Annotated in this window: 21 protein-coding genes and 1 tRNA gene; 3 read left to right on the forward strand and 19 right to left on the reverse strand. The window is 67.2% G+C overall.

Annotation, left to right across the window (positions count from 1 at the left end):
• Positions 1 to 29: 29 nt before the first annotated feature.
• Both AC1GI4_RS08610 and AC1GI4_RS08615 read right to left on the reverse strand, forming a co-directional pair.
• Positions 30 to 1,340 (reverse strand): DNA-packaging protein, encoded by a 1,311-nt coding sequence (locus AC1GI4_RS08610; RefSeq protein ID WP_479629244.1) that lies wholly within the window; start codon positions 1,338 to 1,340, stop codon positions 30 to 32.
• Positions 1,340 to 1,813 carry a hypothetical protein gene (locus AC1GI4_RS08615; RefSeq protein WP_294274573.1) on the reverse strand — a complete coding sequence of 158 codons (474 nt, stop codon included), beginning with the start codon at positions 1,811 to 1,813 and terminating at the stop codon, positions 1,340 to 1,342. The genes AC1GI4_RS08610 and AC1GI4_RS08615 overlap by 1 nt, the downstream gene beginning before the upstream one ends.
• 189 nt (positions 1,814 to 2,002) lie before the next feature.
• Between AC1GI4_RS08615 and AC1GI4_RS08620 the strand changes: the two genes are divergently transcribed.
• Positions 2,003 to 2,078: transfer RNA gene (locus AC1GI4_RS08620), tRNA-Val, on the forward strand.
• A gap of 450 nt (positions 2,079 to 2,528) precedes the next feature.
• On the opposite strand, the gene AC1GI4_RS08625 is transcribed toward AC1GI4_RS08620, so the two are convergent.
• From AC1GI4_RS08625 to AC1GI4_RS08700, 16 genes are all read right to left on the reverse strand, one after another.
• Positions 2,529 to 4,394: a glycoside hydrolase family 127 protein gene (locus tag AC1GI4_RS08625; RefSeq protein ID WP_479630381.1), complete on the reverse strand. Its 1,866-nt coding sequence runs from the start codon at positions 4,392 to 4,394 to the stop codon at positions 2,529 to 2,531.
• Between the two features lie 218 nt (positions 4,395 to 4,612).
• On the reverse strand, positions 4,613 to 5,131 hold the full coding sequence (locus AC1GI4_RS08630; protein ID WP_479629245.1) for an FUSC family protein: 519 nt from the start codon (positions 5,129 to 5,131) through the stop codon (positions 4,613 to 4,615).
• Entirely contained in the window at positions 5,128 to 6,852 is a 1,725-nt protein-coding gene (poxB, locus tag AC1GI4_RS08635; RefSeq protein ID WP_479629246.1) for a ubiquinone-dependent pyruvate dehydrogenase, read from the reverse strand. Before poxB ends, AC1GI4_RS08630 begins: the two co-directional genes overlap by 4 nt.
• 134 nt (positions 6,853 to 6,986) lie before the next feature.
• Positions 6,987 to 8,729, reverse strand: coding sequence for a hypothetical protein (locus AC1GI4_RS08640; protein WP_479629247.1), 1,743 nt, complete (start codon positions 8,727 to 8,729; stop codon positions 6,987 to 6,989).
• A 13-nt stretch (positions 8,730 to 8,742) separates the two neighbouring features.
• Positions 8,743 to 9,816: a protein-glutamate methylesterase/protein-glutamine glutaminase gene (locus AC1GI4_RS08645; protein WP_433909685.1), complete on the reverse strand. Its 1,074-nt coding sequence runs from the start codon at positions 9,814 to 9,816 to the stop codon at positions 8,743 to 8,745.
• Positions 9,817 to 9,821: 5 nt separating this feature from the next.
• Complete coding sequence (locus tag AC1GI4_RS08650; protein WP_294275048.1) at positions 9,822 to 10,676, reverse strand: CheR family methyltransferase; 855 nt, start codon at positions 10,674 to 10,676, stop codon at positions 9,822 to 9,824.
• A 70-nt stretch (positions 10,677 to 10,746) separates the two neighbouring features.
• Positions 10,747 to 11,235 carry a chemotaxis protein CheW gene (locus AC1GI4_RS08655; RefSeq protein WP_479629248.1) on the reverse strand — a complete coding sequence of 163 codons (489 nt, stop codon included), beginning with the start codon at positions 11,233 to 11,235 and terminating at the stop codon, positions 10,747 to 10,749.
• A complete protein-coding gene (locus AC1GI4_RS08660; protein WP_479629249.1) occupies positions 11,232 to 12,908 on the reverse strand; it encodes a methyl-accepting chemotaxis protein in 1,677 nt (558 codons plus the stop codon). The genes AC1GI4_RS08655 and AC1GI4_RS08660 overlap by 4 nt, the downstream gene beginning before the upstream one ends.
• A 168-nt stretch (positions 12,909 to 13,076) precedes the next feature.
• On the reverse strand, positions 13,077 to 14,996 hold the full coding sequence (locus tag AC1GI4_RS08665; protein ID WP_479629250.1) for a methyl-accepting chemotaxis protein: 1,920 nt from the start codon (positions 14,994 to 14,996) through the stop codon (positions 13,077 to 13,079).
• Positions 14,997 to 15,032: 36 nt separating this feature from the next.
• Complete coding sequence (locus tag AC1GI4_RS08670) at positions 15,033 to 15,518, reverse strand: chemotaxis protein CheW (RefSeq protein WP_479629251.1); 486 nt, start codon at positions 15,516 to 15,518, stop codon at positions 15,033 to 15,035.
• On the reverse strand, positions 15,515 to 17,314 hold the full coding sequence (locus AC1GI4_RS08675; protein ID WP_294275043.1) for a methyl-accepting chemotaxis protein: 1,800 nt from the start codon (positions 17,312 to 17,314) through the stop codon (positions 15,515 to 15,517). Before AC1GI4_RS08675 ends, AC1GI4_RS08670 begins: the two co-directional genes overlap by 4 nt.
• Before the next feature lie 288 nt (positions 17,315 to 17,602).
• Positions 17,603 to 18,106, reverse strand: a complete 504-nt coding sequence (locus tag AC1GI4_RS08680; protein ID WP_294275042.1) for a chemotaxis protein CheW — start codon at positions 18,104 to 18,106, stop codon at positions 17,603 to 17,605.
• Between the two features lie 4 nt (positions 18,107 to 18,110).
• On the reverse strand, positions 18,111 to 20,078 hold the full coding sequence (locus AC1GI4_RS08685) for a chemotaxis protein CheA (RefSeq protein ID WP_433909679.1): 1,968 nt from the start codon (positions 20,076 to 20,078) through the stop codon (positions 18,111 to 18,113).
• Positions 20,075 to 20,443, reverse strand: a complete 369-nt coding sequence (locus AC1GI4_RS08690; protein WP_433909678.1) for a response regulator — start codon at positions 20,441 to 20,443, stop codon at positions 20,075 to 20,077. Before AC1GI4_RS08690 ends, AC1GI4_RS08685 begins: the two co-directional genes overlap by 4 nt.
• Positions 20,440 to 20,751: an STAS domain-containing protein gene (locus AC1GI4_RS08695; protein WP_479629252.1), complete on the reverse strand. Its 312-nt coding sequence runs from the start codon at positions 20,749 to 20,751 to the stop codon at positions 20,440 to 20,442. Before AC1GI4_RS08695 ends, AC1GI4_RS08690 begins: the two co-directional genes overlap by 4 nt.
• A gap of 411 nt (positions 20,752 to 21,162) precedes the next feature.
• Positions 21,163 to 21,981 (reverse strand): arylamine N-acetyltransferase family protein, encoded by an 819-nt coding sequence (locus tag AC1GI4_RS08700; protein WP_294269471.1) that lies wholly within the window; start codon positions 21,979 to 21,981, stop codon positions 21,163 to 21,165.
• Positions 21,982 to 22,085: 104 nt separating this feature from the next.
• Here AC1GI4_RS08700 and AC1GI4_RS08705 point away from each other — a divergent pair, with 104 nt between their 5' ends.
• Positions 22,086 to 23,021, forward strand: a complete 936-nt coding sequence (locus tag AC1GI4_RS08705) for an L-threonylcarbamoyladenylate synthase (protein WP_479629253.1) — start codon at positions 22,086 to 22,088, stop codon at positions 23,019 to 23,021.
• Between the two features lie 232 nt (positions 23,022 to 23,253).
• Here AC1GI4_RS08705 and msrA read toward each other — a convergent pair whose 3' ends face one another.
• Entirely contained in the window at positions 23,254 to 23,793 is a 540-nt protein-coding gene (gene msrA / locus AC1GI4_RS08710) for a peptide-methionine (S)-S-oxide reductase MsrA (protein ID WP_294269479.1), read from the reverse strand.
• An 80-nt stretch (positions 23,794 to 23,873) separates the two neighbouring features.
• On the opposite strand from msrA, the gene galE reads away from it, so the two are divergent.
• On the forward strand, positions 23,874 to 24,878 hold the full coding sequence (gene galE, locus AC1GI4_RS08715) for a UDP-glucose 4-epimerase GalE (RefSeq protein ID WP_479629254.1): 1,005 nt from the start codon (positions 23,874 to 23,876) through the stop codon (positions 24,876 to 24,878).
• The last annotated feature ends 1 nt before the right edge of the window (position 24,879 follow it).

Consider the following 24,879-nt stretch of genomic DNA (forward strand, 5'->3'; position numbering starts at 1 on the left):
CTCCCCTTGCAGGGGAGGAAAAGGTGCCTTCACAAATTCCGTATCCCCGGGGCTCCACGCCCCGACAGCACCAGCTCGGTCAGCGCCCAGACCAGCGCGTCTGCCCGATCCGGCGAGCGGCCGGGTCCGTCATAGGCCCCCGCCACCCCCAGCCCACACAGCTCGTCCTCCAGCGCCGGAAACCCCCGCGAATGCCAGACCCGGCCTTGCGCATAGAGGAACGACACCGGCTCCGCCCGCGCCGCCTTTCCGATCGAGGCATAGACCAGATGCACCGGCAGGGTCGGGTCGGCGAGCCGCAGCACGCTTTCCACCATATCGCCGCCCTGGTTGCGCTCGGCCACCACCCGGTCGGCCCGGTTTCGCCGGGCACAGCCCGCCACCCGCGCCGCCCAGCCCTCGGGCGACAGCCCCGCCTCGCTCGCATCCTCCAGCACATAGCCATGGCCGTCGCGCCCCAGCCCGACCGCAACGATCCCGCAGGCATCGCCGCTGCTGGTCGCGGGCGGATCGACGCCCACCACCACCCGGTCGAGCGCGGGCACCGTCTTGGCCCGTTGCCGGTCGAGCAGCGCGCGGGTCCACAGGGCCCCCTCGCGGTCGTCGACCATCTCGCCGTCCAACTCCTGCCGCCCGAGCCGCGTGTCGCCATATTGGGCGATCATCGCCTCCTGGAAACTGTCGGGCAGATGCGCATTGTCGCTGGTCCGCCCGATCGTCTCGACGCAATCGGGCAGCGCCATGACCTTGCGCATCAGCGGCGTCGCGCGCGGCGTGGTCGTGACCAGCACGCGCGGCCGCTCGCCCAGCCGGAGCGTCATCATCAGATTGTCCCATCCGGCCTCCCCCTTCCACTTGCCCAATTCGTCGCACCAGGCGGCGTGATGCTGCGGCCCGCGCAACGCCTCGGGCGCGGCCGCCGAATAGGCGAAGCCGATCGCACCGGAGGCGAAATGCACCTGCCCCAGGCTGCCGATCCATTTCGGCGTCTCGCCCTTGCGCGCCACCGCCAGCAACCCGCTTTCGCCGCGCACCATCACCCGCTCGACGTCGCGCAGCGTCGCCCCCATCAGCGCGATCCGCGCGCCCGGATTGTCGCGAGCAAGACTACTGACCCACTCCGCCCCCGCGCGCGTCTTGCCGAAACCACGCCCCGCGCGGATCAGCCAGACCCGCCAGTCGCCCGGCGGTGCCACCTGCCCGTCATGCGCCCATAATTCCCATCGCTCGACCAGTTCGCGCTTCTGTGCCGGGGTCAGCGCCGCCAGCGCCCGTTCGCGCGCGCCCGGCTCCAACATCGCCAGCGTGGCGAGCCGCGTTGCCGCATCCTGTCCCGCCATCACGCCATCCCCTTCAACCGCCGCCGCGCCAAGCCATCGAGCGCGCGTTCCAGCGCTGCATCGGTTTCCGCCGCGTCGGCCCGCGCCGCTTCGCCCGCGCCGTCACCGGCCCTGGCCAGCGCATCGCGACGGGCCAGCAGCTTCAGATAGAATTGCACTTCGGTGGCCGAGAGCGGCGGGGTGATGGAGAGGCCGGTGGTCCCCGCACCGGCCTCTCCCCCCTCCTGCTCCCCGGCCAACAGGGTGAGCATCCGGCGCAGCAGCCCTTCCTCGACCAGCGCGTGCGCCGCACCGATCGCCGCGTCCCAAGCCTGCCCAAAGGCCCGGTCGCGCTGCCGCAGAGCCCGTGCGGCCCGCAGCGTCTCTCCCACCGCGCGTGCCGCCGCCTCCGCATCGGCACTGACCGCCAGCGCCGCCAGGAATTGCCGTCGCCGCGCCAGCGTCCACGCTACGCCCTCCCCCGTTCCGGCCATCCCCACTCCCCCAAAGCATCGAAGCGCGAACCCGACCGCTCCCCCGGTCGCACCCGCCCCTCAATGTTCTTGTTATGTACCGATGGCGCGGGAGTTTGTATCCAACAAACGAACCAGATGGGTTGGAGGTACAAAAGCGGCTTGCCAGACGCGCAGCGCATCGGCATTAGGCGGGGCTTACCCGCAAGGGGGCGATTAGCTCAGTTGGTAGAGCGTCTCGTTTACACCGAGAATGTCGGCGGTTCGAGCCCGTCATCGCCCACCATTCCCGACATCATCATATAGCCCCACCCCGGCGAAGGCCGGGGTCCAGATGCTTTATACTTTGCGGCCGGTGGAGCCCCGATGCATCGGACGATTTTATTCGCGCGGAGGCGCGGAGGTGTCTCGTCCGTGGCAGCTCTCGCCCCTGATGATTTGAAATAGCCCCCCTCCCCTTCAGGGGAGGGGCCGGGGGTGGGGCGCTTCCGCAAGCGCGACGTTCGTGGAAAGGCCCCACCCCAACCCCTCCCCTGAAGGGGAGGGGCTCGCATTGACACGACGTAATGTCATTCTGCTCTGTGCCTCTCTCCACCGAGTGTTGATGGAGGCGTGCCGCCAATCGGACTGGCTCTCCGGGTCTCCGCGCCTCCGCGCGAACAAATCTTAATGTGCTATCGGCCGCGACGGCGTGGCAACTGGACCCCGGCCTTCGCCGGGGTGGTTGATCTGAGTTTTAGGCCAGCTTCCAGTATGTCGCGCAACGCTCATGCGCGATGCGGTGGTAAGGGACCAGTCGCACCGGCTGGCCGTCCGTCGCCGGGATGGTGAACTCCAGCGGCTTGCTGGTCGCGCTGATGGTCTTCGCCAGAGCATCGGGCCGCCCCGATAGCGTCGGGGCCTGGAAGGGCGTGTCATTATACTCGCCGTACTTGCGCTCGCTGACGATGATGTCCGCGCCCGGTGCCAGCCCCTCGCGGCCCAACGCGCCCGCCAGGACGAGCGGGCCATAGGTGAAGGCGACGATCTCGGGCGTGGCGGGGGCGCTCTCGACGCCCGGTTCCATGGCCAGGCGCCATTCGACGGTGTCGCCGGTCTTCCATGTCCGGGTCAGCTCGGCATAGCGGCCGGGCCTGTCGGAACGCTGCACTTCCGTGCCGTTGACCAGCAGGGTCGCGGTGCGGCTCCATTTCGGATGCCGCAGCTTCAGGGTCAGCTCGGTCGGCTGGCGCAGTTTCCAGCGGAACTGGGTGTTCGCCGCCTCGGGGAAGCGCGTCACCTGGGTCAGGACCGCGCCCTTGTCGGCCCAGGTCACGGTCGAGGGGATGAACAGGTTCACGTACAGCGCATGGTCGTCATGGAAGTAGATCGAGTCGCGATACTTCACATGATTTTCCATCCCCGTGCCGGTGCAGCACCAGAAGCTGTCCTCGGGGGTGTGGTACAGCTTCATGTAGCCGGGCCGCGCGCCCTGGAAATAGGTCGCCATGCCCGAATCCGGGTCCTGCGAGGCGAGGATGCCGTTGTAGAGCGTCCGCTCGTAATAATCGGCATATTCGGCTTGCGGGTCGCGCAGGAACAGCGCGCGGGTCAGCTTCAGCATATTGTGCTGGCAACAGGTCTCCGATCCCTTGGCGGAGAAAACGTGTTTGTCGAAATCGGCCATGGCGAAAAAATGCTCGCCATCGCCATGCCCGCCGGTCGCGAAGGCGCGGGTATGCGCGACCGTCCGCCAGAAAAAGGCGGCGGCGTTGTGATAGGCGTCATCGCCATTCGCCTCGTACACACGCTGGAAACCGATGATCTTCGGGATCTGGGTGTTGGCGTGCATCCCGTCGAGATAGTCGCGGCCACCCGCCAGTGGCTTCATCACCGCCTTTTGCGAGAATCGTTCGGCGAGGCGGCGGTAATCATCGTTGCCGGTCATGAAATACAGGTCGGCATAAACCTCGTTCATGCCGCCATATTCGGTCTCCAGCATCGTCTCGAACTCCGCGTCGGACAGCGGCTTGGTGGCGACGACGCCCCAGTCGGCCAGCCGGATCAGCACCGGCCGCGCCGCCTCGCTCCCCGCCAGTTCCACCGCATCGCGCAGGCCCGCATAGACCTTGTGCAGCGTGTACCAGGGCACGCCGGTGATCGGCTCGCCACGCAAATGCGCCGCGACCAGCGCGGGCCCCTTGGGAAAGGCGCAGACCAGGCCGGTGCCCGCCGCCTGCTGACATGCGGCCAGCTCGTTCGCGATATAGTCGATCCGCTGGCGATAGCGCTTGTCCTTGGTCGCGCGATACGCCAGCGCGCAGGCCGAGAGATAATGGCCCAGCGTATGGCCGTGGCAGTTGATCTCCTCCCACTGCGGCTCCGACTCCCAGCCGCCATAGACGGGCGCCTTGGGCTTCAGTCCGGCATTCCTGCGGAAATTGGCGAGCAGCCGGTCGGGCTGCAGGCGCATCAGATACGCCTCGGTCATCTTCTGAGCGTGGAGAAAGGGGCTGTCCGCCAGCGTGACGTCGGCCATGTCGAAGGGCTGGACCGCATGGGCGGGCATGGGCGCCATCGGCTTGGCGGCCGCCCCATTCTGCGCCCAGGCGGAGGCAGGCATCACCGCCCCCCATCCGGTCGCCAGGGCACCGATACTGGCCGTGGCAAGGACTTGGCGCCGCGACGGGGCGGGACAGCATGAAGGCACCGATCTTCTCCGACTATTCTATTTTCCCGCATGTTGCGCCAGACGCCCCAAATCCGCAAACGTTTTCGGGCGCAGCAGTCAAATTCATGTCCAAAGGGCGACGAAATAGCGCTTATTTGTCGGACAGACCGTCAGGAGATCCGGTGGAACAGCAGCCGCTCGAAACTCCAGTGCAGGGCGGCACCGATGGCGACACCCAGCAGCACCTCCTGCGCGCGGGCGAGCGCGGAAATCAGGATCGTTCCACCCGGCGGCACCGTCAGCAGGACGATGACCGAGGTCCACATGCACACCCGCAATTCGGTGCGGATGCGGGCGATGGCGGCGGTGATGCCGACCGCCACCGCCAGCATCGTGACCGCCCCGGCACCGGGCATGGCAAAGGCGACAAGCAGCGCCACCGCCACCCCGATCAGCGTCGCAACGATCCGCCAGCCGAGCGAGCGATGCGTGTCGCCCAGCCGGTCCTGCGACACGACCAGCGCCGACACGCTGGCCCAGACGGGATGGTCGAGGTGCAGCCGGTCGGCGATGCCGAGCGCCAGCACCGCCGCGCCGGTGCAGCGCGCGACGAAGGCGATGGTGCGAACCGTCTCCTCGCCTGAGACATGCGTCGTCACCCAGTCGCGCAAGGCGGGCGGCGGTGTCACCGGAACAGGTTGGCCCGCGCCAGCTCCAGCACCTCGTCGCCGCGCCCGCTCAGGACCGCGCGCGCGGCATAGAGGCTGAACCCCTTGACCTGCTCCGCCTGAATCTTGGGCGGCATGATGAGTTCCTGCGTCTCGGTCACGACATCGACGAGCGCGGGGCCGTCATGCGCGAACGCCTCGCGCAGCGCCCCCTCCAGCGCGTCCGAACGGGTGACGCGCACGCCGAAATAGCCCATCTCGCGCGCGATCGCGCCGAAGTCCGGGTTCTGGAGCGAGACATTGTCATCGACATAGCCCGCCGCCTTCTGCTCCAGCGCGACGAAGCCCAGCGTCGAATTGTTGAAGACGACGATCTTGACCGGCAGCTTCATCTGCACGGCGGTCAGCATGTCGCCCATCAACATGGTCAGGCCACCATCGCCGGACAGCGACACCACCTGTCGCCCCGGACAGGCCCCCTGCACGCCCAGCGCCTGGGGCAGGGCATTCGCCATCGATCCGTGGTTGAACGACCCGATCAAGCGCCGCTTGCCGTTCATCGTCAGATAGCGCGCCGCCCAGACGGCAGGGGTGCCGACATCGGCGGTGAAGACCGCATCCTCATTCGCCAGTCGGTCGATGGTCCGCGCGACGAATTGCGGATGCAGCGGCTTGTCGCCGTCGCGCGGGGTGGCGAGGTCGTCCAGACCCTTGCGTGCATCGCGGTAATGCGCGCGCGCCTTGTCCAGGAAACGCCCGTCGCGCTCGCTGGCGATCAGCGGGATCAGGCCGCGCGCCACCTCGGCCACGTCACCGACCACGCCCAGGTCGAGCGGCACCCGCCGCCCCAGCGCGCTTGGGTCGCGGTCGACCTGCACGACCTTGGCCTTTTCGGGATAGAAGTTGCGATAGGGAAAGTCGGTGCCCAGCATCAGCAACGTGTCGCATTCCATCATCGCGTGATAGCCCGACGAAAAGCCGATCAGTCCGGTCATGCCGACATCATAGGGATTGTCGTATTCGATCCATTCCTTCCCCCGATACGCATGGACGATCGGCGCCTTCAGCGCCTCCGCCAGCGCCACCACCTCGTCATGCGCGCCCGCCGTGCCTGCGCCGCACAGCAGCGTCACCGCCTTCGACCCGTTGAGCAGGTCGGCGATCTTGCCCAGCTCCGCCTGAGGCGGGACGATGCGCGGGGTGGCGAGCGGCGGGAAGGCGACGTTCCGCGTCTCGGGTGCTGGCTTCAGCGCGACATCGCCGGGGATGACCAGCACCGCCACGCCGCGCTTGCCGATCGCGGTGCGGATCGCGCGGTGCAGCAGTTCGGGCATCTGCCGTGGGTCCTGCACCATCTCGCAGAAATGGCTGCATTCGCGGAACAGCTCGGTAGGATGCGTCTCCTGGAAATAATTGAGGCCGATCTCGCTCGACGGGATATGCGCCGCGATCGCCAGCACCGGCACATGGTTGCGGTGGCAGTCGAACAGCCCGTTGATGAGGTGGAGGTTGCCCGGGCCGCAACTGCCCGCACAAACCGCGAGTTCGCCCGTCGCCGCCGCTTCCGCCCCGGCCGCAAAGGCGCCCGCCTCCTCGTTGCGGACATGCATCCACCGGATCGCGCCCGACTTGCGGAGCGAGTCGTTGAACGCGTTCAGGCTGTCGCCCGTCACGCCCCAGATCCGCTCCACGCCCGCCTCGACCAGCGTGCGGTTCAAAAGATCGGCGATCGTCTCGGCCATGGTTCGTCTTTCCCTTGCTGTTGTCGGGGCCGGTGCCCGTCATGCTGCAAGAGCGAAACGAACCGGGGTGCGAATGGCTTCGCACCCCGGTCGTGAACTTTGTGCAAGACGCCTGACGCATCGTGCAATCGTGATCAGAACAGCCCGTCGTCGTCATCGTCGAACGTCACCGCCGCCGCCACGGTCGCCACCGGCTCCATGCCGGGCAGCAGATACGCCGCATGGATCAGGCGTTCGGACGCCATGGTATAGAGCTTCGCCGCCCAGGGCAGCCATTCGGCCAGCACGGCCTCGTCCGCTGCGGTCAGCTCGGTGCCTTCCGGCGTTTCGGGGGCGACGTGATCGGCGTAAAGGATCAGCCCTTGCGCAACTCCGCACAGCGTTTCGGCAAAGTCACGCTGCTCGCTCAGATCCCCGGCGCTGGCCTGGAGCGAGGCGACGATCCGCTCGGCATCGCCACCGCCCTTGACCATGGCGCCCGCCGAGCTTTCGCAGGCGCGTCGGACGACCGACAACGCTTCCTGAAGGGCGCCGCGCGCGTCGCCCTTCTGGCCCTCCGACTGGTCCTGGACCAGATCGATTCCACCCAGCACGCCGATCAGCGAGCCGACCGCGATGCTCAGCTGGTCCAGGCTGCTGGCGCAGGGAGCGACTTCCTTGGCGATCACCGCCACCGCGCGGCCCAGCGTGCCATGGCGACGGCACAGCAGCTGGGTGTTGGTCGAGATATCCTGGACGTTCACAGCGATATGGCGGATTCGGCCCAACCCTTCGGTCAGATCCTCCAGCGTGCGGCTGACGAAGCCGGTCAGCTCCGCCAGATGGCCATCGGCGTCGCACAGCTGGTCGGTGACATTGCCCAGCGTCGAGATGCCATGTTCCAGCCGGAACAGCAGCTGCCCATCGCCGCCGCCCTGCGCCCCCAGCAGCTCGCGCAGATGATCCGCCAGCGGAGCCAGTCGTTCCAGCGAGGTGACGATCGAGGCGATCTCGCGTCCGAACTCATCGGCCATCGCGTTCAACTGCGCGGCGACCAGCCGGGCCATGTGCGCCTTCGCACCGTCGGGCACGCCGCCGTTCGCGTCGTCGGTCGCGACCCGGCGGAGCATGGCGATGGCATGTTCGGCGCGCTGGCGCACGCTGTCGCCGATCTGGATCGCGCCCAGGATGCGCGCAACCTCCCCCTGCACGGTGCGGACGATGCCGCCGACCTCCTCGGTCATGCGCATCACCGCTTCGATATGATCCTGCAGCGCATTGGCGTTGGCGGTCAGCTCGGCGGGTACGGCGGCCCCGGCGCGATCGCATTCGGTCGCGAGCAGGCGGTCGGCCTGCTGTACGTCGCCGACCACGCGGCCGAACTGGTCGAGCTGCCGCTCGATCTGGCGCAGCTCCTGGCGGCCTGTGGTCAGCTTCTCGTCCATGCCGACGACGAAGTTGAAGAACGCCGCCTCGCCCGACGAGGCGATCTTGATGTTCATCCCATAGATGCCGAGCAGCTTCAGGATGGTGCTGACCTCGTTCAGCAGGCCGCGCAGCTCGCGGGTGCGGCCGGTCAGCGTCTCGACCTCTATCGCGCGCCGCTTCTGGATGATCGGCAGGGTGATGAGGCGATAGGCGACGTCGCGCAGCCGGGACACGGCCACGCCGGCGGTGTCGTGCGAAAGGTCCTGGCGGATGCTAGACAGTCCCTGCGCCATGCCGTCGATCGTGCCGATCGCGGTGGCCAGCGTCTCGCCGGTTTCGCGAAACGCATCCTCCAGGCCACCCATCCGGCCTTGCACCTGATCCGCAAGCAGCGCGAAAGAGGTGGCCGGAGCCAGCGCACCGCCCGACAGAGGGGCGGCGTTGTCGGTATCGATCCGTGCCACAAACATCCGTAATTCCTTCTTAGCGTGCCGTGGCGTGGAGCAGTTCGCGTGCGACGCTGCCCAGCGGGATGATCTTGTCATGGGCGCCGCGCGCGATCGCTTCCTTGGGCATGCCGAACACGACCGAGGTCGCCTCGTCCTGCGCAAAGGTCCGCGCACCCGCCTGCTTCATCTCCAGGAGGCCGCGCGCGCCGTCATCGCCCATGCCGGTCAGGATGATGCCGACCGCATTGGCGCCGGCGTTGCGCGCCGCCGAGCGGAACAGCACGTCGACCGAGGGCCGATGGCGCGACACCAGCGGCCCCTCGCGCACCGACACGACATAGCGCGCGCCCTGCCGTTCCAGCATGGTGTGGCGCAGGCCGCCCGGCGCGATCAGCACGCGGCCGCGCATCACCGTGTCACCGTCCTCGGCCTCCTTCACGTCGACCTGGCACAGCCCGTCGAGACGCTTGGCGAAGGCGCGGGTGAAACTTTCCGGCATGTGCTGGACGATGACGATGCCCGGCGAATTGGCGGGCAGCGCCTCCAGCACCTCGCGCAGCGCCTCGGTCCCGCCGGTCGATGCGCCGATGCACACCACCATCTCGGTCGTGCGGCTCATCGCGCGGCCGGTCGGCGGCGGCAGCACGGCGTCGGCGGTCAGTTTTTGGGCGGGCGACAGCTTGGCCTGGGCACGCCGCGCGCCCAGCCGCGCCTTGGCCGCGCCCTTCACAGTCTCGCGGATCATCATGTGCGCTTCGTTCAGGTGATCGGCGACGCCGACGCGCGGCTTCAGGATGACGTCGACCGCCCCCGCCTCCAGCGCCTGGAGCAGCGTTTCCGAGCCTTCCTCGACCAGCGACGAGCACATCACCACCGGCAAGGGGCGCTGCGCCATCAGCTTGCGCAGGAAGGTGATGCCGTCCATGCGCGGCATCTCGACGTCCAGGGTGATGACGTCGGGCACCTCCTCCTGAATGTAGCGCGCGGCGGCAAAGGGATCGGCGGCGGCGGCGATCACCTGGATTTCCGGATCGGCGGACAGGATCGCGGTCATCGCCTGGCGGACGCTGGCGCTGTCGTCGATCACCAGGACACGGACTTTCTTCATCGCCGTCAGATCCGTTGGAACACGGTGTTGGACACCGTCTTCAGGGGAAGGTCGAAACCCGTGATCGATTCGGAATGACCCAGGAACAGCCAGCCGCCGGGGCGCAGGCAGTCGGCCAGACGGCGCACCACCTTTTCCTGGGTCGGCTTGTCGAAATAGATCAGGACGTTGCGGCAGAAGATGATGTCCATCGGATCGCCCACCGGATAGCGCTCGTCCATCAGGTTCATCTGGGCAAAGCCGATCGACGAACGCAGCGCAGGTACGATGCGCATCTCGTCGCGTTTAGGGTCGCTGGCGCTCATCACATAGCGTTTGCGTAAAACCGTCGGCACGGGATCGAGCAGCGCCGCCGGATAGATACCCCGACGCGCGGTGCGCAGCACTTCGCTGTCCAGATCGGTCGCCAGGATGCCGTAGTCGGGCCCGCCCTTATCGGCGGCGAAGGCGTCGAGCAGCATCGCCAGCGTATAGGGCTCCGCCCCCGTCGAGCAGGCCGCGCTCCACACCCGCACCCGGCGCTGCCCCTGGTCGCGCAGATGCGGCATCACCGTGCCCATCAGATAGTCGAAATGCTTGGGCTCGCGAAAGAAGTCGGTCTTGTTGGTGGTGACCGCGTTCAACAGATGCTCGCGCTCGCCCTCCAGATGATCGGCCTGGAACACCCAGGCGCAATAGTCGCCCAGACTGCTCAGCCCAGTGGCGCGCACGCGGCGGCGCAGGCGGCCCTCGATCATCGTCATCTTGGCGGGCGGCAGGCGGATGCCGCACTCCTTGTACACATAGGCGGAGATACGGTCGAAATCGCGACGCTGGAGCGCGTCGGGCGATGACGATACCGCACGGGCGAGATTGCTCAAAAGAACGGCTCCTGTCGAAATCGAAGAAAGGGGTCCGGCCGCCGCACCGGGCGGCCGGACAGGAATGGAATCACGCCGCCATGCCGAGATCGGCCAGCGCGACCTCGGCGCCGTCGGCGCCGAACAGCCGCGTCGGATCGAGCAGCGCGACAAAGCCGCTCCCTCGTCGAAGGATTGCCTCGATCTGGTCCGACCGCCAGCGACCGCCCAGATCGGGCGCACCCTCGACCGAACCCGCCGGGAAGGTCGCCACGTCGAGCACCCGGTCGACGACCATGCCCAGCGACAAGGGCTTGGCCCCGGCTCCGGCGACATCGACGACCAGCACGCGCGTGGTCAGCGTCGGCTCGACCGGGCTCAGGCCCAGCCGGACGCGCAGGTCGACCATCGGCACGGAGTCCCCCCGCACATCGGTCAGCCCCAGGAACCAGTCGGGTGCGTGCGGCACCCGATAGGCGTTCCGGTGGTCCAGGATCTCGCGGACGGTGGTGACGGGGAGGGCGAATTCCTCCTCCCCAAGACCGAAGACGACGACCTGGATATCGTTCGCGCCGCTCATGCCGCGCGTCCGAAAGCGGCGTCTTCGCTATCCGGGCCGCCGGTGCTCAGGTCGAGCGCGAAACCGCGCACGCGGGCTTGCTGGTCGGCGACCGAGCCGGAGCGCGGAGCCGTCGTTCTGGACGTGACGGCGTTCCGGGGTGCGGCGGCGCGGCGCGCGGCAGGACGGACCTGATGACCATGCCCCTCGACCCGGAAGTACGCGATGCTCTCCTGAAGCTCCTCGGCCTGGCTGGCGAGTTCTTCGGAGGTCGACGAGATCTGCTCGGACGCCGAGGCGTTCTGCTGCGTGACCTTGTCGAGCTGCTGGATCGCCTCGTTGATCTGGACCGCGCCGATGTCCTGCTCGCGGCAGGCGGCGCTGATCTCGGCGACCAGTTCGGCGGTGCGACGGATGTCGGGCACCAGCCTGGTCAGCATCTCGCCCGCCTGGGTCGCGGCACCGACGGTGTCCGACGACATGCCGCTGATCTCCGCCGCCGCCGTCTGGCTGCGCTCGGCGAGCTTGCGCACTTCGGCGGCGACGACCGCGAAGCCGCGACCATGTTCACCCGCACGCGCCGCTTCCACCGCCGCATTCAACGCGAGCAGGTCGGTCTGGCGCGCGATTTCCTGCACGATGCCGATCTTCTCCGCGATGGTGCGCATCGCGATCACGGCCTTCTCGACGGCCACGCCGCTCTGCTCGGCCGCCTGCGACGACTGGCGCGCGATCTTTTCGGTCTGGGCCGCATTGTCGGCATTCTGTTTGATGTTGGCCGCCATCTGCTCCATCGAGGCGGACGCTTCCTCGGCCGCGGCGGCCTGCTCGGTCGCGCCTTGGCTCACCTGTTCCGACGAGGACGACAGCTGCTGGCTGCCCGCCGCGACATTCTGCGCCGCCTGGGCGGTCTGGCCGATCGTCTCGCGCAGGCGGATGGTCATCCGGTTGACGGTATCCACCAAGTCCTTGATCTCGTCATTGCTGGCAACGTGCACCTCGTTGCTCAGATCGCCATCGGCGACGGCGGACACCGCTTCATCGACCTTGCGCAGCCCCTTGGATACGATCAACGCGATCCACAGCGCGCCCGCGACCGCGATCAACAACGCCACGACCGCCGTGGTCATCAGCGTGGTACGGGCCGCGGCATAGACGGTGGCCGCTTCGGCCTTGGCCTTGACCATCTGGCCCTGGGTGATCTCGGCCAGCTTGTTCAGCGTTTCGGTCAGGCGTACCGCTGCGGCGCGGCCTTCGGTCATCGAGATGACGGCGGCCTCGGCATTCTTGTTCTGCATGGCCAGAGCGCGTGCACGATCGCTGATCGCCTTATAGGCGCGCCATTCCTCCAAAGCCTTGGTCCAGACCGGCCGCCCCTGTTCGGTTGCGATCTTGAGACCGCCATTCAGGCTTTCCAGAATCTTGGCGTCATATTGGACGAAGCTGCTGTCGAAGTTGCGCGTTTGCACGAGATCTTCCGTCAGCATCATGTTCTTTTCGGCGCGGATGGCGCGCCCGATATCACCATCGGCCGTCAGCGACAGCTTGATGCGCTGCGCCGGTCCATCGATGATATCGGCGATCATCACGTTCAACGCGTTGACCCTCGACACGCCAACGCCGACGACGATGGCCAGAAGCAACAAGACTATCGCAAATGTACCGGCCAGCTTGGCCTTGATCGTAACCCGCATATACCCACCCCATTACCTAAAGACATTTCAGGGCGTTTTGTCCTCACCCCTCGGAACCGGGCACATCATAGGCCGATAGTCATGAATTATTGGTTCAGACCCGCAATATCGGCCTCTCAATAACGGCCTGCGGAGCGCCCCCCGGCACTCCGCAGCGCCGCCGCATCGTCAGGCCGCGTGGCCGAACTCCGCATCTTCGCCGTCCGGGCCGCCCTCGCTCAGGTCGAGCGCGAAGCCGTGGACGCGCGCCTGCTGATGCGCGACCGAACCGGCCCGCACAGGCGCCTTGCGCCCTTTGGCGACGGCCTGCCGGGTCGCGGGCTTGCGAACCGCCGGCTTGGGCGTGGCGGCCTGGACGTGCTCGGCAATCTGGAAGAAGGCGATGCTGTCCTGCAGATCTTCCGCCCGTCCGGCCAGCTCGGCCGACGTGCTGGAAATCTGATCGGAGGCAGAGGCGTTCTGCTGCGTCACCTTATCGAGCTGCTGGATCGCCTCGTTGATCTGCACCGCGCCGATATCCTGTTCGCGGCAGGCGGCGCTGATCTCGGCGACCAGTTCGGCGGTGCGACGGATGTCGGGCACCAGCCTGGTCAGCATCTCGCCCGCCTGGGTCGCGGCGGACACGGTGTCCGACGACATGCCACTGATCTCGGCCGCCGCCGTCTGGCTGCGTTCGGCGAGCTTGCGGACTTCGGCCGCCACCACGGCAAAGCCGCGCCCATGCTCCCCGGCCCGCGCCGCCTCGACCGCGGCGTTCAGCGCCAGCAGGTCCGTCTGCCGCGCGATTTCCTGCACGATGCCGATCTTCTCCGCGATGGTGCGCATCGCGACCACGGCCTTCTGCACCGCCTGACCGCTCTGCTCGGCATCCAGCGAGGATTGGCGCGCGATCTTTTCAGTCTGGGTCGCGTTGTCGGCATTCTGTTTGATGTTGGCGGCCATCTCCTCCATCGAAGCCGAGGCCTCCTCGGCGGCGGCGGCTTGTTCGGTCGCGCCTTCCGACACCTGTTCGGAGGCCGATGACAGCTGCTGGCTGCCGCTGGCGACCTGATCCGCCGCGCCTGCGACATTGCTGGCGAACTGGGTGAGGTTGTCGACCAGGTTGTTGATCGCATCCTTCATGCGACGGTGGTCGCCCTCGCACTCGATCTCGACCCGTTCGAGCAGCGACCCGGTGCTGACCAGATTGAGGACGCGGTTGCCCTCGCCGATCGGCAGCAGGATCGCGTCGAGCATGCCGTTGATCCCACTGACCAGCCCGGCAAAGTCGCCGGGGAAGCGCGTCGCATCGCCGCGCTCGCTGAGCTTGCCCGCGGTCGAGGCCGCGATCAGGCGCTGGATCTCGCCGATGATCGCCTGGAAATTGGCGCGCAGCAATTCGATCGTATCGTTGATAAACGCCTTCTTGCCCGGCAGCTGCTGCATCGGCGCATCGAAATTGCCTTCGCCGAACTGGCGGATACAGGCCATCGCCATCTTCTTGGCGGCGATGTGGTTGGCGACCATTTCGTTCAGGCGACGGGCCATGACGCCGAAATCGCCCTGGAACTTCTCGACGGGCACGAACACGTCGATATCGCCGCGATCATGCTCGGCCGACATGGTGTTCATCTCGGCGATCAGGCCCTTCAGGTTGCCGCGAAGCTGCTCGATCGTGTCGTTGATGAAGGCCTTCTTGCCCGGCAGCGCGGCCATCGGCGCCTCGAAATCGCCCTGCGCCAGCGAATGGATGCAGGCCATGGCCTGTTTCTTGACGGCGATATGGCTGGCGACCAGTTCGTTGACGGTGCGCGCCGCGACGGCGAGATCGCCGGGAAATTCGTCGACGGGCAGTATCGCGTCGATATCACCCCGGTCATGCTCCCCCGCGACATGCGCCAGCCGGCGGTTGAAGGACGCGACGGGCATGGCCGCGGTCTCCAGCAGGTCGTTGACCGCGACCAGCATATCGCGCGCCTTGCCGGTCGCCCCCGCCAGGTCGGCGCGCTCATTCACCCGCCCCTGAGAAAAGGCCCGTTGCAGGCGACCGATTTCCGCCGTCGCGACATCGACGTGCGACGTATCTTTCAGCGAAGCGTGGAAACGCATGACGATCTCCTCTCCTGTTATTTGTCGAAAGCCGGATCAGGCCGCGATGGCGGCCGCACGGGTGACGTCCAGGTCCGCTGCGCCGAACAGGCGCACCGGGTCGAGCAAGGCGACGAAGCCGCTCCCTCGCCGCAGAATCGCCTCGATCTGGTCCGACCGCCAGCGTCCGCCCAGATCGGGGGCACCCTCGACCGAGCCCGCCGGGAAGGTCGCCACGTCGAGCACCCGGTCGACGACCATGCCCAGCGACAAGGGCTTGCCCCCGGCTCCGGCGACATCGACGACCAGCACGCGCGTGGTCAGCGTCGGCTCGACCGGGCTCAGGCCCAGCCGGACGCGCAGGTCGACCATCGGCACCGAGTCTCCCCGCACATCGGTCAGTCCCAGGAACCAATCGGGTGCGTGCGGCACCCGATAGGCGTTGCGATGGTCCAGGATCTCGCGGACGCTGGTAACGGGGAGGGCGAATTCCTCCTCCCCGAGACCGAAGACGACGACCTGGATGTCCTGCGCGCCGCTCAAGCGGCGCGTCCGAACTCGGCGTCCTCGCCGTCCGGGCCACCATTGGTCAGGTCGAGCGCAAAGCCGCGCACGCGGGCTTGCTGGTCGGCGACCGAGCCGGAGCGCTGGGCCGAAGACTTGGCGGACTTGGCCGCCGGACGAGCGACCGGCTTGCGCACGGCGGGCTTGCCGCGACCGCGATTGCCAGCGGCATCGACCCGGAAGTACGCGATGCTCTCCTGAAGCTCTTCGGCTTGGCTGGCGAGTTCTTCGGAGGTCGACGAGATCTGCTCGGACGCCGAGGCGTTCTGCTGCGTGACCTTGTCGAGCTGCTGGATCGCCTCGTTGATCTGCACCGCGCCGATATCCTGTTCGCGGCAGGCCGCGCTGATCTCGGCGACCAGTTCGGCGGTGCGGCGGATGTCGGGCACCAGCCTGGTCAGCATCTCGCCCGCCTGGGTGGCGGCCGACACGGTGTCCGACGACATGCCGCTGATTTCGGACGCCGCCGACTGGCTGCGCTCGGCCAGCTTGCGGACTTCGGCGGCGACGACCGCGAAACCGCGACCATGCTCCCCCGCACGGGCCGCTTCCACCGCCGCGTTGAGGGCGAGCAAGTCGGTCTGGCGCGCGATTTCCTGCACGATGCCGATCTTCTCCGCGATGGTGCGCATCGCGATCACGGCCTTCTCGACGGCTGCGCCGCTCTGTTCGGCCGCCTGCGACGACTGGCGCGCGATCTTTTCGGTCTGGGTCGCATTGTCGGCATTCTGTTTGATGTTGGCGGCCATCTGCTCCATCGAGGCAGACGCTTCCTCGGCGGCGGCGGCCTGCTCGGTCGCGCCCTGGCTCACCTGTTCCGACGAGGACGACAGCTGCTGGCTACCCGACGCGACATTCTGCGCCGCCTGGGTGGCATCGCCGACGACGCCGCGCAGCCGATCGACCATCGAAACCAGCGAATGGCCCAGCACGTCCTTGTCCGACAGCGGCTGGTGATCGACGGTCAGGTCGCCGCCCGCGATCATATCGGCCAGTTGCGCGGTCTTGCGCAGGTTGGCGGTCATACGGTTCACCGAGTCGACCAGATCCTTGATCTCGTCGTTGCTCTTGACGTGCACGTCCTGTTCCAGGTCGCCGATACCGACCGCTTCGATCGCGATCGACGCGGTCTTCAGGCCACGCGACACGATGAAGGAAATCCACACGGCGCCGCTGATCGCGACCAGCAGAGCGATCACGCCACACGTCACCAGGATGTTGCGGCTTTCGCCGTATAGAGCGTTGGTCTGCTCGTCGGCTTCCTTCATCTTCGAGCGCTGGAAGTCGCTCAACTTGGCGATATTGTCCGCCAGACGGTTCATGAGCGGGGTCTGAACCGTGTTGGACAGCCTGGCCGCTTCCTCGTTCTGGTTCGCATACCCCATATCGCGGATGCGGTCGAACGTGGGCTTCAATTCGCTCCAGTCGGAACGAACCTTTTCCCACAGCGGCTTGCCGTCGACCGACGCGATGGCGGTGCCGTCGGCGATGGTCTTGCCGAGTTCGTTCTCACCGGCGATGACCTTGTCATAATAGACTTTCATCGTGGCCTGGTCGGTGTTGAGGGCCAGGGACTGCTGATCGGCCAGCGCCTGGCTCTGGATCGTATCGATCGACTGCGCCAACGACAGTCGGCGTACCGGCCCCGCGACCATCTCGCTGATGGCGTTGTTCAGCACGCTCATCTTGGCGATGCCCACGCCGATGACGACGGCCAGCAGGAGAGTCATGACCGCGAAGGTCACCCCCAATTTCATCTTGATCGTAGCTCGCATGGGTCCCCCCGTTTTACGGATTTGAAGTGATAGGAAATGCCGATGCACATCGGCGCGGTGTTGGATTGTGGTTCAGGTCGCACCGGGGCGTCATGCCGGAGCCAAATCGCAAGATGCTATCGGGGCGCTGCCCGGGCGGCATTCTCGCCGCCGGGGGCTGCACCGGGATGGTCTTGATGGATAACCCGACCCGGTGCCGCATGGTCTGATCCGCGTGCAGAGGCGTCGATACGCGGTTGTATCGCATGATGATGGCCTCAAAGGCGCTGGCGCAGACCGTGCGCCCGGTCAGTGAATGGTGGTGGTCTCGACGGCGTCGTCGGTCAGGCGGGCGAACAGCGCGGTCAGGTCCGGCAGGACCACCACATCGCCCTCGCGCCGCACCAGGCAGCGGACATTCTCACGCGGCCAGCGCATGCCGATCACGGGTACGTCTTCGGCGTCGCCCGCGTGCAGCACGGTGACTTCGTTGACCCGGTCGGCGGTCAGGCCGATCAGGAACGGGTCGCCGTTCACGTCCAGCTCGATCACGATGATCCGGCTGTCGGCGGTGTTGGCATGCGCCTCCATCCCGAACGAGCCGCGCAGATCGGCCAGCGGCACGATGCGGCCGCGAAAGTTGATGACCGAGGCAGCGAGCGGATCGGCGCCCGGCACCATCGTCACCGGCATCATGTCCAGGATTTCGCGGACGATGCCCGCCTCCAGCGCGAAGGTCTCGCCGCCCAGGCCGAAGGTCAGGACCTCCAGGCCGTTCTCGGGCGTCCAATGGGGTACTTTGTGATAGGGCATGGGCTTATCCAGCGGCCAGACGCCGCTCCTCCCTGGGCTGGCTCATCGCGATGAGCTGGGCGATGTCGAGGATCAGGGCGACCGAGCCGTCCCCCAATATGGTCGCGCCCGCAAAGGCCGCGACGTTGCGGTGAAGCGGCGACATGGCCTTGATGACAGTCTGGTGGTTGCCGACGATCTGGTCGACGACCAGGCCGACGCGCTCCGACCCCGTGCCGACCACGACGATCTTCTGATAGGTGTCGGGCTTGGTCCCGGTGGCGAACAGATCGCGCAACCGCAGGAAGGGCACCAGCCGTTCGCGCAGCGTGATGATGCTGCGCCCGCGCGAGCGCAGATCCTCCTCCAGCGACAGCTCCAGACATTCCTCGACCGCCGCGAGCGGGATGACATAGCGTCCCTCGCCCACCCGCACGAGCAGCCCCTCGATGATCGCCAGCGTCAGCGGGATGCGCAGCGTGATGGTCGAACCCTGGCCGGACACGCTCTTCACGTCGATCGAACCGCGCAGGCTTTCGATCGTGCGCTTGACCACGTCCATGCCGACGCCCCGGCCCGACAGGTTCGTGACCTGCGCCGCCGTGGAGAAGCCGGGATGAAAGATCAGGCCCAGCAGTTCGTCCTCGCTGACCACCTGGCCCGGCTGGATCAGGCCATTGGCCTCCGCCTTGGCACGGACCCGCTCGACATCGATGCCGCGACCGTCATCAGTGATGGTGATGAGGACTTCGCCGCCCGCCTGATGCGCACTCAACCGGATCACGCCGCTGGCCGACTTGCCCGCCGCGATGCGGTCCTCGGCCTTTTCCAGGCCATGGTCGCAGGAGTTGCGGATGATGTGGACCAGCGGGTCGAACAGTCGCTCGATGACGGTCTTGTCGACCTCGGTCGTCTCGCCCTCGGTCACCAGCTCGATCGCCTTGCCGGTCTCGTTGGCCAGATCGTGGATCAGGCGGCGGAAACGGCCGAACAGCGTCGAGACCGGCACCATGCGCAGGATCATCATCGTGTCGCGCATCTCGCCCGCCAGACGCTCGATTTCTTCCGAGACGGAACGCAGGCTCAGGTCATGGCCATGGCCCGCCAGCTGCGACAAGCGGCTCTGCGCGATCACGAGTTCGCCGACCCGGTCCATCAGTTCGTCGAGCCGCTCGGCGGGCACGCGGACATGCTCGCCCTGCGAGCGGCTGGCCGAAGCGCCGCGCGGGGTCGTGTCGTTGGCGGCCACCGGCGCGTCGGCGGCGACGGGCGCGTGATCGGGCGTCGCCGCCACCTCCGCCTCGGCCTCTTCGACCGCCAGCGGGGTGATGGTGATCTCCATATCGTCCATGACGAACAGGAACACGTCCTCGATCGCCTCGCGCGAGATGTCGCCGATCAGCGTGCAGTCCCAGCCGACCAGGCAATGCGCCGGGTTGAGATCATCGAGCGCGGGCACCTTGTCGAAGGTAGCCACGATCGTCGCCTCGCCCAGTTCGCGCAGCTCGTCGAGCAGCGCCAGCGGGCTGGTGCCGTTGGCCATCGCGTCGGCGGGCAGGCGGAAGGACAGGGTCCAGCCCTGCTTGCGCGGGGTCGGCGCAGGCACGGGGGCACCGCCGCCGGCCGCGGCATCGACCGCCGCCGCCAGCCGGTCCAGGATCGCCTGGCCCTGTGCCGCCGGGGCATCGCCGTCGACCAGCGCGCGCATGTGGTCCGCCGCCGACAGGATGACCGAGACCAGTTCCGGCGTCGCCCGGACATCGCCCTTGCGGACGCGATCGAACGCGCTTTCGCAGTGATGGGTGAAGGCCGCCAGCGCATCGAAGCCGAACATCGCGCCCGAGCCCTTCAGCGTGTGCAAGCCCCGGAACACGGCGTTGACGAGGTTCATGTCGTCCAGCCGGTGCTCCAGGTCGAGCAGGCCCTGTTCGACCTGTTCGAGAAGCTCCCCCGCCTCGATCCGAAAGGCGGCTGTCGGATCTTCCGCGCTCATCGCGCCAGCACCTTCTGGGCGACGCGGATCAGCTGTTCGGGTTGGAACGGCTTCACCAGCCATCCGGTCGCGCCCGCCGCCTTGGCCTGCGCCTTCATCGAGTCATCCGATTCGGTGGTCAGGAAGATGATGGGCACGCCCGCCTGCGCCGGCTGCTGGCGCAGCGCGCGGATCATCTCCAGCCCGTCCATATTGGGCATGTTGAGATCGGTGACGATCAGGTCGAACCGGGTCGCGGTCGCCTTGGCCAGACCTTCGGCACCATCGGCGGCTTCCGTCACCGTATAGCCCGCGCCGGTCAGGGCGATGCGGATCGCCATGCGCAGGCTCGCGCTATCGTCGACGGTCAGGATGGAAGCGGTCATTGGGCGGTGTCTCCGTGAAGCCAGAATTGGGTGTCGTCCGCCGAAGCGGGCAGGAAGGCGGCGCGGGCCAGCAGCGCGCGCAATGTCTCGCCAGCGGGGGCCGAAAGCGCGAAATCGCATCCCAGCACCGCCGCGCTGACGCGCGCCGACTGGACGAGCTGGATGACGCTCAGGTCCGGCGAGGCGGCACCGGACAGGTCCAGCCTGACGGTCGCATCGGGGGCGATGGCAGTCTTCAATTCCTCGGCCAAAGCGCCGATGGTCGGCAGGCACACGTCCTCGCCTGCCATCACCATGGTGATCGACATGATCTATCCTTCAGGTCAAAGGTGCGGACACGCAGGATCGTCCTGCGGCTCCGTCAACAGTTCACGAAATATCCGGCGTACCCGACCAGGGTACCAATCCCCCGGCCAAGGGGGCGGTTCGACCAAAACCCGATGGTTTCGGCACGACCAACGTATCGCTTGTCATCCATAACGCCCCCCCAGTTCATCGACTGGTCTAACGGGCAATGGTAAAATCCAGCTTAAATATGCACAGGCCGCGACAAATATGGCGGCCGTCACGGAACAACTATGTGACCGAACGTCACTCGGTCTTGATTTCTCGCTATTATTTGGCCGTCATCGCCCCGCGTGGCGCAGCTTTCCCACGCGGCGATGACGAAGATGGGAAGCCGGGGGCGAATCCCGTCGCTGCAAGCACTCGCTGTTCGGTTATTCCCCGAACAGCGTAATCGCTTCCTCGCCGGTCAGGTCGAGACCGAACATCAGGCTCAACCGCATCCGATAGACGCGAGGATCGGTGATCGTGCCTGCGGTCTCGTCCTCCCCCACCCGGCGACGATAATGCCGGTCGGTCAGCGACGCGAATCCGCGCGGCAGGATGATGCTGACGATCGTCGCCTGACGGAACCGGCTTTCCGGCGCGGTCGAGGTCCAGTGGTTGGCGAGCGCCAGGTCCGCGTCCCAGACATGGTCGGTGGCGAAGCTGTATTGCGGCTGCCACCCCTCGCCGGTCGCGCGGCCATCGGTCAGGCCGGGATGACCGTTGCGCAGCAGCATCCAGCCATGCTGCGGATCGCGGTCCAACCGGAAGAGCGCGCCGTCGGGTGCGGTCGCCTCGGCGCCTTCGACGAGCGGCATGGGCGGCGAATAACTGCCCCCGAAGCCCGCATCGGCGATCCAGTCCTGTCCATCGATATGGACCAGGCTGAGCGTGTGGGTGGTCGGCGGCACCTCCGTCGCGCCTAGCCAGACCCGCGCGAGCAAGGGCCGCGCGTGAAATCCGTGCGCCGCCAGCGCATCCAGGAACAGCCGGTTCTGTTCGAAGCAATAGCCGCCGCGCTTGGCCGTCACCAGCTTGGCGAAGACGCCCGCGCTGTCGATCGCGATCGGGCGGCCCAGCCGGACATCGATATTCTCGAACGGAATGGCCTGGCGATGTGCCCATTGCAGCCGCCCCAGCCCTTCGGCATCGACGGTCACGCGTGAGGGCAGAGCGATACGGGCGAGATAGGAATCGAGAACGAACATGCGTGCGTCCTTTAAAGGGCGGGGCTGCAATTGTCGAAGGGGGGCGGCCGCGTCGTCCGCCCCCTTCTGTACCCGCGCGGACGGGGATATAGGCGGGAGCGACCATGACCTTCCCTCCTGACGACCCGACCCTGCCCTTCGGCCCCGATGCGATCCGCGCCGCCGCGTCCGTGATCCTGGACGGCGGCATCGTCGCGGTGCCGACCGAGACGGTCTATGGCCTGGCCGCCGACGCGACCGACGCAAAGGGCGTGGCGCGCATCTATGCGGCCAAGGGGCGGCCTTCGTTCAACCCGCTGATCGTCCATGTCCCCGATCTGGCCGCCGCGCAGGCGCTGGCCGATTTCGACGAGGACGCGCTGGCGTTGGCGCATGCCTTCTGGCCGGGGCCGCTGACGCTGGTGCGCCCGCTGAAAAAAGGGGCGGGCATCGCGTCGCTGGTCACGGCGGGACTGGATACGGTCGCGATCCGCGTACCGCGCCACCGCGCGATGCAGGCGCTGCTGACGCAAGGCGGTCGCCCGCTCGCCGCGCCGTCGGCCAATGCCAGCGGCGGCATCAGCCCGACCCGCGCCGCCCATGTCCGCGCCAGCCTGGGCCCCGGCGTGCCGGTCATCGACGACGGTGCGACCGAGGCGGGCCTGGAATCGACCATCGTTGCGGGCCGCACCATCCTGCGCCCCGGCCCGGTGACGGCGGCGATGCTGGCGCAGGTGCTGGGCGATGTAGAGCAGGGGTCCGAGGCCCCCGCCATCGTCACCGCGCCGGGGCAGCTGGCCAGCCATTACGCGCCGCGCAAACCCCTGCGGCTGAACGTGCGCCAAGCCGCGGCGGACGAATGGTTGATCGGGTTCGGGGCTGTGTGTGGGCAGGACAGCCTGTCGGAACGCGGCGATTCGGTCGAGGCGGCGGCACGGCTGTTCGACGCGCTCCACCGTGCCGATGCGAGCGATTGTGCCAGGCTGGCGGTGGCGCCGATTCCCGCCGACGGGATCGGAGAGGCGATCAACGACCGGCTGCGGCGGGCCGCGACGCGATAGGGCGGAGCTGGCACTGCAAATTCGCTCGGTGCAGCCGGGACTTACATCCCGCCCTCCGTTCCGCCTGAGCGAAGTCGAAGGCTAAGGGATTCCCGATGTCCGGAGGGTCCTTTGGCAGAAGCCGGGGCGTGGCCTTCGACTACGCTCAGGCGGAACGGAAGGTAGGATTGGAACATGCCCTCCGTTCACGCTGAGCGAAGTCGAAGCGCACGCCCCGCCGCCCCCCAATCCCTTACGCCGTCACCGCCTTCGATCGCGCGGCGAAGCTCTTGCGCAGCTTCTGCAGCTTGGGCGGGATCACCGCCATGCAATAGGGGTTCGACCGGCCAGACGTTTCCCAATAATCCTGATGGTAATCCTCCGCCGGATACCACTCGGCCATCGGCTCGATCGTCGTCACGACCGGCTTGTCCAGCCCGGCCTGGGCGCGCTCGATCGCCGCCTTCATCGCGGCTTCCTGCGTCTCGTCGGCCGGGAACATGGCCGAGCGATATTGCGTGCCGACGTCGTTGCCCTGGCGGTTGAGCTGCGTCGGGTCGTGCGTCGCGAAATAGATGTCGAGCAGATCGCCCAGTTCCAGCTGCTGGGGATCGAAGCCGATGCGAATCGCCTCGGCATGCCCGGTATCGCCGCCGCACACCTGCTTATAGGTCGGGTTGGGCACGGTGCCGCCGATATAGCCGCTTTCGACCGACTCGACCCCGATCACGTCCTTGAACACCGCCTCGGTGCACCAGAAGCAGCCCCCGGCCAGCGTCACATATTCGGTCACTCGGAATCTCCTTGTCGTCTTGTATGCCTAGATAGGAAGCGGCTAGGCCACGGCAATCCGGGGACTGGGGACAAAAGACGATGGCGACGATCGACGGCAAGGTGATGGTGACCGGCGGGGCCGGTTATATCGGCAGCCATGCCGTACTGGCGCTGCTGGATGCGGGGCATGAGGTCGTCGTGCTCGACAACCTCGTCACCGGCTTCGACTGGGCGGTCGATCCGCGCGCCTCGCTGGTCGTCGCCAATGTTGCCGACGACGACGCGGTGCGTGCCGCGATCCGCGAGCACCGCGTCCGCGCGATCATGCATTTTGCGGGCTCGATCATCGTGCCCGAGTCGGTCACCGACCCGCTCAAATATTATCGCAACAACACCGCCGCCAGCCGCTCGCTGATGGAAAGCGCGGTGGCCGAGGGCGTCGCTCACTTCATCTTCTCGTCGACCGCCGCGACCTATGGCACGCCCGAGCGGGTGCCGATCAAGGAAAGCGATCCCAAGGCGCCGATCAATCCGTACGGCATGTCCAAGCTGATGACCGAGATCATGCTGAAGGACGTCGCCGCCGCGCATCCGATCAACTACTGCGCGCTGCGCTACTTCAACGTCGCGGGGGCCGATCCGCAGGGCCGCTCGGGCCAGTCGACGGTCGGTGCGACCCACCTCATCAAGATCGCGGTCGAGGCGGCGATCGGCAAGCGTGAGGGCGTAGGCGTCTATGGCACCGATTTCGCCACCCGGGACGGGACCGGCGTGCGTGATTACATCCACGTCTCCGACCTCGCCGCCGCGCATGTCGCCGCGCTCGAACTGCTCGTCGAGCGGCCGGGCGAGAGCCACACGCTCAACTGCGGCTATGGCCGTGGCTTCTCGGTGCTGGAGGTGCTGGACGCCGTCGACCGGGTGACCAATTTGAAGATCGAGCGCCGGATGGAGGGGCGCCGTGCGGGCGATCCGGCCGAGCTGGTCGCCGACAATGGCGCGATCCTGGCCACTCTGCCCTGGCGGCCCGAGCGGGACGATCTGGAAGGGATCGTGCGCGACGCCCTGGCGTGGGAACGCAAGCTGGCGGAAATGGGGCGCTGAT

Source organism: Sphingomonas sp. 77B (assembly GCF_056497825.1).

Bases quoted from the DNA above. Each gene is read 5' to 3' on its own strand.
- poxB (WP_479629246.1), bottom strand. From the start codon at position 6,852: ATGGCCGAGACGATCGCCGATCTTTTGAACCGCACGCTGGTCGAGGCG.
- AC1GI4_RS08665 (WP_479629250.1), bottom strand. From the start codon at position 14,996: ATGCGTTTCCACGCTTCGCTGAAAGATACGTCGCACGTCGATGTCGCG.
- galE (WP_479629254.1), top strand. From the start codon at position 23,874: ATGGCGACGATCGACGGCAAGGTGATGGTGACCGGCGGGGCCGGTTAT.
- AC1GI4_RS08660 (WP_479629249.1), bottom strand. From the start codon at position 12,908: ATGCGGGTTACGATCAAGGCCAAGCTGGCCGGTACATTTGCGATAGTC.
- AC1GI4_RS08615 (WP_294274573.1), bottom strand. From the start codon at position 1,813: ATGGCCGGAACGGGGGAGGGCGTAGCGTGGACGCTGGCGCGGCGACGG.
- AC1GI4_RS08680 (WP_294275042.1), bottom strand. From the start codon at position 18,106: ATGCCCTATCACAAAGTACCCCATTGGACGCCCGAGAACGGCCTGGAG.
- AC1GI4_RS08705 (WP_479629253.1), top strand. From the start codon at position 22,086: ATGACCTTCCCTCCTGACGACCCGACCCTGCCCTTCGGCCCCGATGCG.
- AC1GI4_RS08645 (WP_433909685.1), bottom strand. From the start codon at position 9,816: ATGAAGAAAGTCCGTGTCCTGGTGATCGACGACAGCGCCAGCGTCCGC.
- AC1GI4_RS08690 (WP_433909678.1), bottom strand. From the start codon at position 20,443: ATGACCGCTTCCATCCTGACCGTCGACGATAGCGCGAGCCTGCGCATG.
- AC1GI4_RS08610 (WP_479629244.1), bottom strand. From the start codon at position 1,340: ATGGCGGGACAGGATGCGGCAACGCGGCTCGCCACGCTGGCGATGTTG.
- AC1GI4_RS08695 (WP_479629252.1), bottom strand. From the start codon at position 20,751: ATGTCGATCACCATGGTGATGGCAGGCGAGGACGTGTGCCTGCCGACC.
- AC1GI4_RS08685 (WP_433909679.1), bottom strand. From the start codon at position 20,078: ATGAGCGCGGAAGATCCGACAGCCGCCTTTCGGATCGAGGCGGGGGAG.
- AC1GI4_RS08700 (WP_294269471.1), bottom strand. From the start codon at position 21,981: ATGTTCGTTCTCGATTCCTATCTCGCCCGTATCGCTCTGCCCTCACGC.
- AC1GI4_RS08640 (WP_479629247.1), bottom strand. From the start codon at position 8,729: ATGTTTGTGGCACGGATCGATACCGACAACGCCGCCCCTCTGTCGGGC.
- AC1GI4_RS08675 (WP_294275043.1), bottom strand. From the start codon at position 17,314: ATGCGAGCTACGATCAAGATGAAATTGGGGGTGACCTTCGCGGTCATG.
- AC1GI4_RS08625 (WP_479630381.1), bottom strand. From the start codon at position 4,394: ATGCCTGCCTCCGCCTGGGCGCAGAATGGGGCGGCCGCCAAGCCGATG.
- AC1GI4_RS08655 (WP_479629248.1), bottom strand. From the start codon at position 11,235: ATGAGCGGCGCGAACGATATCCAGGTCGTCGTCTTCGGTCTTGGGGAG.